General features: G+C 49.7%; 11 protein-coding genes. 2 read left to right on the plus strand and 9 right to left on the minus strand.

All coding sequences use genetic code 11. The annotated features are described in order from the left end of the window. The 3 genes from AXFE_RS09625 to AXFE_RS19335 all read right to left on the minus strand — a co-directional run. The coding region (locus AXFE_RS09625; RefSeq protein ID WP_455423338.1) for an IS66 family transposase at positions 1–614 on the minus strand (614 nt) is incomplete at its 3' end. 95 nt (positions 615–709) lie between these two features. Next, complete coding sequence (locus AXFE_RS09630; protein ID WP_052605653.1) at positions 710–1,360, minus strand: hypothetical protein; 651 nt, start codon at positions 1,358–1,360, stop codon at positions 710–712. Between the two features lie 36 nt (positions 1,361–1,396). Then, positions 1,397–1,777, minus strand: coding sequence for a hypothetical protein (locus AXFE_RS19335; RefSeq protein WP_152626004.1), 381 nt, complete (start codon positions 1,775–1,777; stop codon positions 1,397–1,399). 105 nt (positions 1,778–1,882) lie between these two features. On the opposite strand from AXFE_RS19335, the gene AXFE_RS19340 reads away from it, so the two are divergent. Next, on the plus strand, positions 1,883–2,062 hold the full coding sequence (locus AXFE_RS19340) for a hypothetical protein (protein ID WP_152626005.1): 180 nt from the start codon (positions 1,883–1,885) through the stop codon (positions 2,060–2,062). Positions 2,063–2,629: 567 nt separating this feature from the next. Continuing rightward, on the plus strand, positions 2,630–3,358 hold the full coding sequence (locus tag AXFE_RS09640) for a GntR family transcriptional regulator (RefSeq protein ID WP_268749155.1): 729 nt from the start codon (positions 2,630–2,632) through the stop codon (positions 3,356–3,358). A 374-nt stretch (positions 3,359–3,732) separates the two neighbouring features. On the opposite strand, the gene AXFE_RS09645 is transcribed toward AXFE_RS09640, so the two are convergent. The 6 genes from AXFE_RS09645 to AXFE_RS09670 all read right to left on the minus strand — a co-directional run bounded on the left by AXFE_RS09645 (position 3,733) and on the right by AXFE_RS09670 (position 13,531). Further along, entirely contained in the window at positions 3,733–4,668 is a 936-nt protein-coding gene (locus tag AXFE_RS09645; protein WP_052605656.1) for a lysophospholipid acyltransferase family protein, read from the minus strand. 37 nt (positions 4,669–4,705) lie between these two features. Next, positions 4,706–6,295, minus strand: a complete 1,590-nt coding sequence (locus tag AXFE_RS09650; protein WP_052605657.1) for a lactate racemase domain-containing protein — start codon at positions 6,293–6,295, stop codon at positions 4,706–4,708. Further along, on the minus strand, positions 6,296–7,501 hold the full coding sequence (locus AXFE_RS09655) for a zinc-dependent alcohol dehydrogenase (protein ID WP_052605658.1): 1,206 nt from the start codon (positions 7,499–7,501) through the stop codon (positions 6,296–6,298). Beyond that, positions 7,498–9,837 (minus strand): HAD-IB family hydrolase, encoded by a 2,340-nt coding sequence (locus AXFE_RS09660; RefSeq protein WP_052605659.1) that lies wholly within the window; start codon positions 9,835–9,837, stop codon positions 7,498–7,500. Before AXFE_RS09660 ends, AXFE_RS09655 begins: the two co-directional genes overlap by 4 nt. Positions 9,838–9,954: 117 nt before the next feature. After that, on the minus strand, positions 9,955–10,488 hold the full coding sequence (locus AXFE_RS09665) for a hypothetical protein (protein ID WP_052605660.1): 534 nt from the start codon (positions 10,486–10,488) through the stop codon (positions 9,955–9,957). A gap of 115 nt (positions 10,489–10,603) precedes the next feature. Further along, entirely contained in the window at positions 10,604–13,531 is a 2,928-nt protein-coding gene (locus tag AXFE_RS09670; RefSeq protein ID WP_052605661.1) for a sensor domain-containing diguanylate cyclase, read from the minus strand. Between the last annotated feature and the right edge of the window lie 354 nt (positions 13,532–13,885).

Consider the following 13,885-nt stretch of genomic DNA (forward strand, 5'->3'; position numbering starts at 1 on the left):
GCTGCACATACCCGGTTGATCGGGAGCCCAAGGAGAAACTTCGCCACCACGATATGGGCGAGGAACCCAGCCGACAGCCTACCTTTTGGAACTACCTTCGCTGGTGGTGCGCCAGCTACGACCCCCTTGGTCGCCTTGCAGTTACATCCTCTCCGGTACGTCGGACGGATATGGTCGATGACCCGGACTATCACCTCGACGTCGATCTCCTCGCAGCGTTCCTCTCCGAAAGGCGCATAAGGCGCACCACAGCTCCCACAGACCAACAGCTTGGAATCGGGCTCATGGATCTGTTGTACGCGTGGTAGGTGGTCATAGCTGCGTCGACCATGGCCGCGGTGCCCGAGTTGTTGACCTCTCTTGCGCCTTGGCACCTCATCAGGCTCAGGGTCGCTACTTTCTTCCAAGGCGCCTATTGGTTCTGCGTTCACATCCTGAGCCATCTTCGCCCGTTCGGAGCGACGCCCGAAAGCCTGTTTGGTTAGCTCGACGATCTTGGCTGTGAGTGCATCCACTTTGGCAGACAACTCGTCACGCTCGGACCTAAGGACGACGTTCTCGGCCTCCAGCGAAGCGATCCGCTCGTTGTCGTATTGGCGCACTGTTTTTGCCACGTAACTATAACTATCACAATTAAAGCGCCGTGTCCAGCCACCCTAGGCCACAGAGGATAGGCCAGCTACCCCAACCTTACGCCATCATCGAGTGTCTACAGCACCGCTTGTTTGACGGGATCACCGAATGTGTACATGGTTTGAGTACTGAAGCGAGCAATCAACGTTGATAATGCGGCGAGTAGCGATGCAAGCGGGGATGCCGGGGCCCAGCGACCGGTCGGTGAGAGGCTCCGACCCGTAGTCACCGACGCGATCCCGAACAGGTAGCTGACAATTACAACGCCAAAGACTGGATAGAAGAGGGGTAGCCCCGACGTGTCATTGGGCAGTAGGGGCAACTTGTCGACGGTGTGCAATGGAGCGCTCTGCGAGATCATCGAGTGTAAGAGTTCGTTTCGAGGCCAGATGTCACTGACAGCCCGTTGGCGCCGGCAACGTAGAGAGTTGGATTGCTGCTTAGAGTGAGGACGCCGAATATCCGTCCCTCGCGTAGCGACTCGAGACCTATTTCGCTCGAGAGCCCCCGGACAAGGTCGAGAGCCCCCGGTTTGCTCTGATTGACATTGATGAACTAGCGCCGGAACGGATGCCGGACTGCCAACCACGTCGACGCGGCCATCGCGCGGGCGTGGTGAGTGATAACCAATCAGCAAGACCGCGACGAACACGACGCCGACTGTCAGGGCTTCAGCTACAGGCAAGAAGAAGCCTCGCTCTTGTGATGCGCTGGGCCAATCACGCAAAGTTGTACCCTCTTGAATCTCGGGCCACCGGAACCCTCACACCGCAGATACGACGAGGGTTCCGGTGGCGATGTTAGCGGAGGTCGCCCTGGGCGAAGGCGTGATAGACACCCTCTTCACCGGACGCGGCGTAAAGCTCCCCAGAGGCAGGGTTCTAGTAGTTCCTGAGGATATGGAGGTGATCATGGGTATCACCGTCATCAACTCGATTTCCGTGGCTAGTAAGAGGTCACGGCTGTTCTGGGCACCGATTTTGGTGCAAGCAGCCGAGGTGTCCATCAGTGCTACGACGTTGAAGCCCTCTTCTTTCGCCGATAGGGCTGGGGGACCAAGCAGACATCGGTCGTCAAACCACCTATCAGCAAGTTCGTCTTGCCAGTGGCTCTCACTGCCTCGGCGAAAGCCGGGTCCTCCCAAGCATTGATGACACCCTCTCGCTTGATGCGCGCGACGAACTCTTCGGGAAGGAACTTTTCGAACTCGGGCAATAGCGGTCCTTGTGCTTCGGTTTCGAGGCTGCTCGTGAGGACAAGAGGTATACCGGCCGCCTCAGCGAAGCGTGCGATGACCGTAACTCACATCTTGAGCTGTGCTGCCAGCAACAAACTGCTCCTTCTCTTCGACCACGAGTTCGCCCGCCCAGCTGATCGTGCCGACGTGGTGGTCGATGAGGACCAGTGCTGTGTTTTCGAAGTCTTCTGACCACCAGATGCGTTCGATGGATCTCGCCAGCGGTCTTGGCTGGTAGCGCAGTCGTACCTCTCAGCAACTTAGCTGGATGGCTGTGCGTGGCCTCGTTGTTCGCAAGGATATGTAGCACCGATCGGCGTGGATCGATTAAGGTGCTCACTGAAGAGGGTCTGAAGTGAATCACTATGGCGGAGCCTATCCACGCCGTAGCAGTCTGTCATTGCTTTGCGAATGTGTTGAGTGGCCAACAGTTGATCGCGCTCTCGGAAATTAGCCAAACGATTTTGGCGCATCTCGAAGTTGAACAGCTAACTAATGTCTACAGAGGAGATTGGCTGCTTATAGGTCGGTGAGCGAATATATACCGACCAGAGAATCTACCCAACCAGAGAATCTACCCAACCAGAGAATCTCTCGCCTAGGCGCTTTTTATACCTAGCCTAAGTTGTAACGCTAAAATTAGAACCTAGCTTTTACTTTTTTGCTTTTAATGATTGTTGAGGGCTCGGTTTTGGAATTGTATCCAACTTTGGGTATCTTGGGAATATAGAAAGCAAAAAAACACCCAGATATATAGAGATTGCATCCAGCCTCCGTACGCAAATTGTGTCCGGACAGGTGAGTCGTGGCTCGGTCTTACCGAGCGAGGCGGCCCTTTCACGAACTCATAGGGCTAGTCGGATTACTGTAAGAAAAGCTCTCGATGTCTTGAGAAGCGAGGGCCTTGTTGACTCAAGACAGGGTTTTGGTTGGATCGCGAATTCAGACCCGGTACGTCAGAGCTTAGGGCGCTTCACTACCATTGAAGCCCAGATGTCTGAACGAGGTGTTAAACCGGGCAGGAAGATTATCTCCGCACGGGTTGAGATCGCCGAGGGCCGGCTGAAGGAGATTCTCGGCGAGGGCGAGTTGCTTGTCATAACGAGAATCAACCTCGCCGATGGTAATCCGTTTGCTAGGGTTACAGTTTGGGTTCCGGCGCAAATTGGTGCTCAGTTTTCGATACCTGAACTGGAGGAGGCGAGTTTGTATGATCTTTTGGGGGAGCGGGGTAATCTAGCTAAGCGTCTGAGTCGGGCGGTGCAGACAATTGTGGCCATTGCAATCGACCATGACGATGCCAAGTTGCTTGGAGTACCGCGTGACTCGCCGGCGCTTTGGTGTGAGAGGATTACCTATGATGAAGACGGTGGGGCCAAACTTTATTCAGTCTCCGTCTTTCCTGGTCATAAAACGGAATTTGTTACCGAGTTGGTTAGTGAGCCAGATTCTATAGCTCCTTCGGGTCTGCGTCTAGTGCAATCATAGCCGCTCTTTCGGCGCCGATTTTTCAATTTTTAACCAATTAGTACTGCCTTAGGCTATCTCAGTCCCTCGTTTTATTAGGCGTTAGGTCCAAGTGTAAGTCTCCTCGCATCTAGAGTTTGGATCAACCAGGGGTTAGTCCTTGGAGCGATTGGTAGTTAGGTTATAAGTGGATGGGATAACCACCGCTAGACAGCCAAAGAGCGACGGGTAGATGATTTTATCCTTAAAACTGACCTTATAAATAACGAGCTGGCATCGTGTAATTTGGGCTTACCTAAACAGAGAGAAAGCCGTTCCCTGGGAGTACATTGGATAATAAATATGTCGACGTCGACCTTAAGGCTCGGCTCGTCTTTCTCTAGCAGGCTATTAAATCAGAGTGGCTTGTCGATAAATGGTAATCTTGGCCAACGACTTTTCTTTGAATCTTCAAAGGTGTCGCTAAACCTGGGACGATTCCACTCTGCTATCCAGGAATTATCGCCATTGTCGGCTAAGTCCGGCGTGGAACTTGCTCCGCTTCTTAGCGCAGCGTCCCAGTAGTCGCTGTAGACCTCATCTCCAAGACGGTTGACCGCACTTTGTAACTCTTTGGTTAAATCACGGGGATTTGAACCGCTAGGACTTATTGGCCTGCCAAAGTTTACAACTGTAGAACCGGGGCTAAAGCCTTTTTTATTTTTACCTAGGACCTCATAGGTGCCACCTATGAAGACGGGTACGATGGTCGAGCCTGTCTTTAGGGCTAGCTGCGCGACGCCCCCTTTGAACTCCCTTGCGAAACCGTCAGGGGTTCTGCCGCCTTCAGGAAAGAGAATTAGGTTCCAGTCATCGCGCAGGATCTCTAAGGCTAAATCGGTTGATCTTCTCGATACCCTTGTTCTCTCGATAGGAATTGCTCCTAAGAGGAATGACCAGATGACTGCCTTGTATTTGCGGTCAAAGAAGTAGTCTGCTCCGGCTCCAACAGCCGTCTTGTGGCGAAAGTCATCTGGAAGCACCGAGAGTAGAAGCGGAGTATCTAAGTGAGAGGCATGGTTAGCGGCAAAGATAACAGGTACGTCGATACCCTTTAGGCGATCGGTACCGAGCACTTTTGGGGAGGCAACTATATTTATCGCGGGTTTAGTGACATAGTCAGTTATCAGTGATCGTACAAGACGTACTGAGTACCTTCTAGCCCATTCTGTATCGTAGTTTGCACCGAGTTTTGACTTGGGAATTGTTCTTTCTACATTGGCTGGCCAAGTGGGCCGACCAAGTGGGAAGGGCATAGTTATCTTGCCCAGTAGTCCACGCATTTTTGCCATTGCTCGTCCTTGGTATTAGATCTTTTCGAATTCTAGATTATTCAACTTGAGCCATCAACAGAGGAGGTGAGTGCAAGTGTGTAATCGACGGAGAAGTACCAACATAAGCCGAGGCCATTGCTAATGCGTCATTAAGGGTACTTGCTGCCATGAAACCCAGTCGCTTTGCAACCTTAGGGTCGCCACCAAGAATAATCACTGCTCCGAGGTGGTCAAGTGCGTGGGCTCCCCAGTACCACATATAGAACGGATGAACTCCATGGTATGCGTTACCTGTTCTATAGAGATGGATATACCAGGGGTCCTCAGCGTAACTCTTTTCGTACTTTGCCTCGATCTCAATTGGATCTGTGGTTTCACTTAGGACGTTTTCGTAAAAGTCAATGTAGGAAGGGTGAAAGACCGGGTCAAATTCGTTGCGCGTGGGGTGGCTCATTATCAACACACCTCCCTTTCGCACGAGAGGCTTGTTTTTGTACATATTAAAGAAATACCCAAGTCCCAAACAATAGACCAGAATTGGGTTCATGATCGAATTGACGTTGTATGGACCAATGAATGGCAAACCCATAGTCAATATGTCGGATTGTCCAGAGACATGAACCAGTTGTTGCTTGTAGACCCGCTCAAGCGTCTTTTCATGGACGGCGTCTACCTCACCTGCGTTCACGCCAGTAAGGCCATAGGGAGATCTTATGGAGTGAAAGATATTACGAGCCATCCATGGGGGAGTGGCCTCTAGAGCTTTAGATGTGGTGATGAATTTCGCGCGGTCTTTTAGGTTCCACTCCCATTCGCGCTTTTGGAGGAATTCGAATTGCTTTGGAAAGGTGTCGTTATTTAGAGTGGTTTCGATCTGGAAGATCTTGATGCCTGCCTCTTTTATGACTGCTCCCATCCTCCAGTTGGACGAGTGCAACTGCGAATTGTGACGATCCATAAATGACTTAGAGTGGACCATTGTCTTTACGTTATGGTGATGTCTTAGGCTCCGATAGCTAGATAGACCAGTAGCTACGCTCTTGTGGCCGCCATCCATGGAGACTAAATTGACATTTACATAGACTATCAGGTCGCTTTCAGCGGCGCGCTTGGAGATTTCGACCTCTTCGCCCTGTGGCGTGAGGCCTATAAAGCTAAGCCCCTTGGGATCTTCGGCGTCGTGCTGCAAAAGGAGACCGCGTGGGTAAAACGAGTCATAAACTCGATCTCCGACCGCATGGCGAAGTTCGGATTCGGTCATTCGGCGATGGAGAGCTAAAGCAGCTATCAGCACCACGTCCTCGACGCCTGCTCTAGCCGCACGCTCTAATACTGCTTCAATTATTAGGGAGCGAATGTCGGGTGAGACCATTTGAGGAAGAGGAAGCGACACGTCGTCAAAGGCGATTGTCAAGCGCATCCCTGAGGTCAGAAGGGTATCCAACGGATCGCTATCGCCAACTGGGTTGTCCAGAGCATCTTCGATGGCCCCGAGAGGGTCAGATAAAGATGGTAGCGATTCAGGTGCATAGATGACAGATGAACCTTCGGGAAGTTTTTCAATTCGATAGCCTTCGCCGTGCCAAAAGAGAGTTCCCGGATACGACTTGTCTACATTTAGGATAAATCCAGGTCTAGGACTCAATTAGGATGCCTTTCGAGGTGTGTGTGAAACTTTGGATGCAGGGTCAAATGCGATCTTGGTCGCTCCTCTGCGCCCTGAATTTCTAGCGTGATTAATTGCTTCTTCGAAATCTTCGAGGGGATAAATTGTCGATACAAATCGCTCCAAGCCAAGCGAGTTGGCTCTTTGAATAGCGAGTTCAAATGTTCGTATCGTCTTATCTTCGTAGATTTCGCTACCATATGCGTAGGTGCCCACGATAGAGATTTGTTTGTGCCAAAGCGGAGTTAAATCTATTCGCATCGGAGAAGGAAGACCGGAGAGAATTACAGTGCCACCAGGTCTAGTTATTTCGAGTGCATGGCTTAAGGTTTCATTTGTGCCAACACAATCAAATGTGGTATCGAAGCCGCCCATTACCCTATTGGCAACCATGATACCCTTTGACTTTCGCCTTGCAGTTCGACGTAGTTCGTCGTTGGAACGTAAAATCGAGGCACCGAACGAACTAGCTAGTTCGGCTTGGTTTGAGTAGCGGGCTAAGGCACTTACCTTGGCCTCAGGCGCCAAGGTGAAGAGGGCTGCGAGCGTCATCTGACCGACGGTTCCAGCGCCAATAACTGCTACCTCAGAATCGGCCTTGGGCTTAGCTCGCAGAACTCCATGCATGGCACATGCAAGTGGTTCGATCATGAGGGCTGCTTCATTTGAGATCGACTCTGGCAAGTCATGGATTTGGCTCGGGTGGGCGATAAAGTTCTCAGACCATCCTCCGCCAGTTGAATGGCAGTAGCCAGTTTGAGTTCCACTATTTAGTGATCCGGAGATGGTGTTTATGCATTTGTCGGTAGCGCCAACGCTGCAGTAGTCACAGAGGGGCGAGATTTCTCGTACGATGCAACTTAATCCCGGTTCAATTACCACTCGCCTTTTAGTCCCATCGTCATTGGGGGCAAGCGCAACAATTTCATGGCCGGGGACAAAAGGAAAGCTGGTGAAATCTTCGAAGTATCGAGAAGAAGATGAGTCCAGCATGGATATGTCAGAGCCACAGATTCCGCTCAAAAGTACCTTGCATTGTTGATAAGGAAGGTTCCTATTTGGTAGTTCGAAGTTAGTTGTGAAGTCTAAGGGAGAGACCGACGCATTGAAACGCGAACTAACCACGCTAAGAGTCCGCGTCGCCGCGTACCTCGTTGGAGATCTTGAGAATACTAAAGCTTTCATCGTGCTTTACCAATCGGGAGGAGTAGTTTTGAATGTCCTGGTTGCCGTTCCCAATTTTCTATCGTCCAACCCCGTCTTTTTGCCATCGCTAGTAGGCGCGGTTCTGGATTTACAGCCACCGGGAAGCCAACAGCCTCCAGCATTGGAAGATCGGATGACGAGTCCGCATATGCAACGCATTTGGAGAGGGATACCTCGTATTTATCGGCAAAGTCTCCGAGCAGAATGGCTCGCGCTTCCCCGGTAGGTGGGGTTTGATCTAAGTTTCCGGTAAGGCGTCCACGGCTATCGGTCGTCATGGTACATGCGACGATGTCGTCAAAGAGTGGCGCTAATGGTGCTATGACAAAGTCGAGTGCTCCCGTTATCAGTATCGTCTTGTGACCCAATCTGCGGTGATGGCGAATCCGTTCGATAGCCCGAGGAAATGCTTTCTTTAGGAGGTAGGAGTTGAAGAGTTCGTTGGCGTCTTCACTGAGATGAGCCGCTTCTGCCTTTGAATAGCGTCGATAGAAGTTGCGTAGAAAGTCACCTCTATCACTTCGATCAGAGGCTATCAGCGACGGTCCTTCAGCCATTAGCGCGAGCGAAAAAAGTGCTTTCTTACCAAGAGGGAGATCTTTTGTTGCAAACCAGGCATATGCATCGACGACATTGGATGCTATAACTGTGTTCTCTAGGTCAAAAGCTGCCACTTTGAATTCATCGTTCAATATGGATGAGGTGGTACGATCCACTCGAGCGCTAGTGGACTTGCGATCTGGGGTCGTCTTTACTCTTGCGTGTTTGACTACTGAAGGTAGATGAATCTCTGTTACAAAAGAGTCCCAATTGATCAGTCGCGGATCGAATGCAAAATCTAATTGATCTGAGGCGCTTTGCTTATTCCAAAGCGCAAGGAGGTTCTTTACGTCAAAGATAGCTTCGGTCTCCGCGTAGGAGCCATAGAGCTTGACGTATGAAAGGGCTCTATTTATAGCCTCCTTCTTCTCCTCTAAGTCTGTTACGAGTTCGGCTCGTTCCCCTCTGAGGGGGAGATGTGAAATTATCGAATCAGCGAATTCTAAATTGGTAGCTAACCTTGCGAGTTGTTTTTGGACCCGACCTCGGCCGGGGAAGTTCCACTCTGGTACCAGGATAGGTTGTCCCTGTGAATCATAAAGTGGGTGTTCTAGGAACCACTCTCGCACTAGGTCGACAAGGACCTTATAGCGTAGAGGATTAGCAGAGCCCGAGGCAACCTGATAGACAGGAATATTTGTCGAAGGTTTTGGCTTATCTTCCGCAGCTACAGCAAGGATGGTACCAGTTACAAAGTCGACGGGAATTACGTCGATTATGCCTTCAGGTACTCCGGGGAACTCCTTGAGGAGACCTCTAGCGTAGGAGATGATGATAGGCTCTGCCATTCGAAAGCCCTTTATCCACCCCGGAAATGGGTGGATCATTGAAGATTCAATAATAGAAGGTCGAACGACAGAGATGGCAAGGTCGGAGTGGTTGGAGACCAGTGCCTCTTCGCCTAATGCCTTTGTGTAGGTGTAGGCATCGGGCCATCCAAGCGACTGAGCTCTAGCAATTCCTAGTTCAACCAGACGATCATTAACCCATTCGTCGCGAATCTTTTCGAGTTTTTGAGCTAAAAGCGGTCCACCAACCGCCCCTAGTTCTTTACGGGCGCTCTTTTTGAAGTCCTCGAGGCGCTCTGGGACTCGGGAGTCTCGTTCGACCTCGTCACGTAATTGAGAGGCTACGTTAACTTCAGTTTTAAAGTCAGGCATCGGCGAGAACGGGGTATTTCGAAGAAGCTTTTCGGGTGCTAACCCTCTGCGATAGCCAGCCACGTAGGCGGTTGAAACTGTAATAAAGTGGGTGTCGGTAGGGGCTTTCCCGGCTCTTTGGGCAGCCGCTTTGATTGCATCACCGACATTTGTTGGTCCAAGAAGGTTTACTGATACCGCTTGTGTCAATGGTGAGTCGAAACTAACGGTAGCTGCAGAGTGTACCACGATGTCAGCACTTGCAAGAGCGTCAAGACCAGAGTCGTCTAGGCCCAGAAGGGGCTTTGATACATCGCCTGGGACAGCACTTAGATGTGAATTTATGTAACGGTCGAAGTCATCGCCAAAGCGTTCGCGCATGAGGTTGAATGCATCATTTTTAATGATCTCTCGCTTGGCACGCTCTATCGGAGATGCACGACGGCCCGCCCTAATCAAAAGGATCAGCTTTGCGTCGGGAATAACATTTAGGATTCGTTCCGCTAGGGCAGTTCCTAGAAAACCGGTTGCTCCGGTCACAAAGAATGTTTTGCCTTCGAGTGTTTGAGATATCAATTTTTCACCGTTTCTGCAATGAACTCGCTTGTTTTGGGCTTGGACTGCATAGTCACACCTTGATTGACGATTAAACCCAAATAATTACTACGTTCACTATTAGTTCGGCCGTGGGAACTATTTTTTGTTATCATGTTCTGAAGATGCACCACCCTTGGGTCCCAATCGGCCCAAGCTTCCGTAGAGTTGACTGCTAGGTGCTGGAGTTGGTTGTCTCTTTTTGCGGGGCTTTGGTGGTGTAATGCGTCGTGATTCGAATTGAATTTGATTTTGAGTCGATGTGGCCTTTGCTGACTGCTTCGCCTCTGCGTTAGCTTTGATCCGATCCTTCTTGGGTTGCATGACAAATCTAAAGCCAGAAAAGGCCGCGAAGATAACAGCAGGCATCATCAAAACGACATATTTGCCAAGAGGTCCAAGTGAGAGTGCTAGTCCTGCGAACCCGACCCAAATTCGTTTGCCTACAAAGACTGTAAGCGCAAAGAAGAGGGCAATCGCAACACCTTCAATCGCGTATATGTATGGAGATGATTGACCTTTGACGACCTTATCGTGAAGGTGGGGTATCCACAAGATCAAATAGACGACTATTGCATAGATTGCTATGGCGAAGCCAAGTAGCTTTTCTTTTTTATTTAGAAGCGAACGCACAGTTGTCTAGTTTATGCCGGCTTGGGGGATGTTTTCGACATCAATTGACTTATGATCCTTCAAATGCTGCCAGTTATAGCTTTTTGGCCCCCTGGAAGGGGTCTAATGGGGCTACTTAGTAGCCGAAAGAGATGCTATTGCCAAAGGGATGTCTTGGATGTGGATCTCTGGAGGTGGCAAAGCTCACTACATCTCCTGAGATGACTGTAACACCGGCCATTACAAGAGGATCCACGTTGTGCTCGTCATTTAGATGTTGCGCTACGATTCGAATTCCTCGGTCATGTGCAATTGCCAGGAGAGAAGAGAGGGAATTCGGAATTGCGCGGTTAGCGTCGCTAACTGCTTCATTGGCGCTGATTGCGAGATATGTTACCATTGGCATGCAGATGTCATGGAAGCGTAGTTCTCGATTCTCTACCGAAGAGATCATTAGCTCGCATCGAAATCTAATTGCTAATGCCGAAAGTGCGGTGAGGAGGTCTGGATCTTTTGCTAGTTCTCCTGAGGTGATTGAGAGGACGAGCCTTCTATGTCGTTCAAAGGTTCGGGCAAAGTTAGCGACAGAATATGCCAGGTCTCCGACCCCTTGCACGCTGATCGGCCCCAATTCGACTAAGACCTTTGCTCCTCTATATGTCATTGACGACGAGAAGATCTCGGAAGTTGGACCCATCTCTGTCAATTTTCTAAGAACAGAGAGGTGGTGTCCATCGTTGGAGTTTGCCACATCGAGGCCAGGTCTAAAGGCGACAAGTTCAGGTCGTACGTCACCTATTTGGCTTGCTAGAAAGGTGGTCGGTTGTAGGTCGTTTGGAATCCGGCGATCATATGAATGTGGCGCAGGACTGCCGGTTAGCGACTCTATGGCATGGCGCAACTTTGCCATTTCCACATAGTCGGCACTAAAGCGTAGGTAGAGAGTGGGCACTAGGTCAGATCTCAACTTATTTGTTGCCTGGTCTTCGATCTTTCTTTTTGAAAATTCAAAGGTCTCGCGAAGGTCGATTTCACCAAATTGTTCTCGATTATCGTGAAATGAGAGTCGCGCCCGACCACGCTCTTTGGATCGATACATCGACTTGTCAGCATTCGCCAGAAGATCTAGGCCACTTATGCCAGCCGCGCCGAGTGCGATGCCCATGGATATCGAGACATTTAACTCGAGTTGGCCGATTGAATAGAGGTCATTGAGTCTATTGAAGGCGCGGGTAGCAATTTCGATCAATTCGTCCCGTTCAGGGGCATTTTCTACAAGAACTACGAATTCGTCTCCAGATAGGCGTGCCACAGTATCCGTATCCCTAAATACCCCAAGGAGGCGTCGGGCAATTTGTACTAGAACTTGGTCGCCTGTTTGGTGGCCGTAGGTGTCGTTAATATGCTTGAATAGGTCGATGTCGATGAAGATTACTGCGGTCCGCGCATTGGTTCGCTGTGCTTTCCCCAGGGCGACGCCGAGTCGATCGTTGAATAATTCGCGATTTGGAAGGCCGGTTAGGGAGTCCTTGAAAGCCATCTCGCGAAATTTCTCGAGGCTCCTTTGTTCAGAAAGGCGGAGGCCGACGTTATCGGCGACCAGTGTTGCTGAAATACTCCAATCCAGTGCGATTGATTTCTCTTGAGAACTCCAGAATTTCCTGTCTTTTGAGATCGTTGATGCTCCAAAACCTATTAGGCCATCCGAAGTGGAGATTGGGACTATCGCATATGGCTTTTGTTGGACTAGATCTACTATCTCGTTTGTGTAGAAGCTGGAATCGGTGTATTCGATGAGTAGTGGCTCATGGGAAGCCGCAATAGTGCGATAAAAAGGAAGGTAGGAAGCTTCGACTCCGATCCAATTACTGCGAATTTGCTCCGTTTTGTTTTCGTCACATCCAAAGCTTGCAATGACGGAGATCTTGCTTTGATTTTCAAATAGAACAAATAGAGCGGATTCGGATCCAAGGGTTAATGAGAGGGATCGTGCAAGAAACTTTGCCATTTCATCACGGGTGATAATCTGCGTGGCGGCGTCCAACATGGGTGCAAGTCCATCGGTTGCTCTAAGGCGGAGCTCTTTTTGCTGGTCTTCTTGAAATTGAGTAAATAAAAGCGCGAGATGTGCCAGCAAAAGGGTAACACTTGGGGAATCCACGAGGTTATTCCAGCTGCTGTTTATCGGTTTCTCAAGGACGATTACGCCCAATTTACTCTCACCGCGACGAAGTGGGACGACTATTCCATGGCGACTTCGATCAGCGTTGGAGCGCGAATCTTTAAAGTGCATCGCATCGATATAGTTTGAGTCGAAGTCAATAGGTGTCCGTAACTCAAATGCTCTATCAGAGAGGCTGGAAAGTGCGCTTAGAGTCTTTTTGGTTGGATAGGAGCTATTGAAGTTTACTACCTCCCCGTTCGAGCAAGCTACAACTGGGACTAGTCGACCTTGATCAAGCGCATATAAGGTGGAATTAGAAAATCCTAGATGTATTGCAAGACAACTACAGAGGCTGCGTAACCCTGTAACCCAAGAATCCGCGGTAGCTGCGGCGCTGGAGAGTTCAAGGATAAGTCTGTCTAAGGCTTCGTCTGAGGTTGGGTCAAAGGATGCCGTTACGTCTTTAGGGATGAGCCTGGATAATTCAGCGATTGATGGAGTATTCCACTCCTTGGCATCGATGAGAATTAAGGCAAGATTTGACTTGTAGATAGGGACTATGAGTTGCCAGGAGTGGTCGTTTAGAGTCAAAATTGCGGGGATGAAGTGGCTCAGTTCTTCCTTGAGAGGCGTCGTCATCTTGACTCTACGTGGCTTATGCGAAGGTAATGCCATTTTAACGTGGCGAATGACTTCCTTGGACTTCATCCAATCCGTTGAGCCTAATTCAAGAGTGATTGTCTCGTTCTTTGTCTTCGAAGCTCTCTTGGCGACAAGTCCCATAATCGAGTTAGCATCATTGAAGGTGATTGCTACGACGAAGGTTGCCTTTGAAGCAAAGATGAATTCGGTAATAGCTCGATCGAGATGTTCGATAGGAACGCGATTTGATGTAAGCATTTATTTGGCTCGCGCTCCTTTTTTCTGGTGTAGCCGCATTCTCTGGGCGGGTGGTGGACCAACTACTTTATGTGACTTATCATAGCACTAGTTTGTGACTGTAAGGGTATTTTGCACAATTAGTGACAATAAATGCCGTCAGCGATTTTTTGTTCGCGAGTAAATGCAATTCATTCTTGTGTGAAAACGATTCTACTAATCCGATGTAACCCTTTGGTAAGGAAAGCCGGCTCACTATGTCCATATCGGAAGGAAATCACCCCGCAACTTGCTTGCATGAATCTATACAGCTCATTATCTTACTTAAAATCTGAACTCGGTCGGAGTGATTCTTCTATTAAAGTTATTGAAATT

The sequence above is a fragment of the Acidithrix ferrooxidans genome (genome assembly GCF_000949295.1).
Lineage (GTDB): Bacteria > Actinomycetota > Acidimicrobiia > Acidimicrobiales > Acidimicrobiaceae > Acidithrix > Acidithrix ferrooxidans.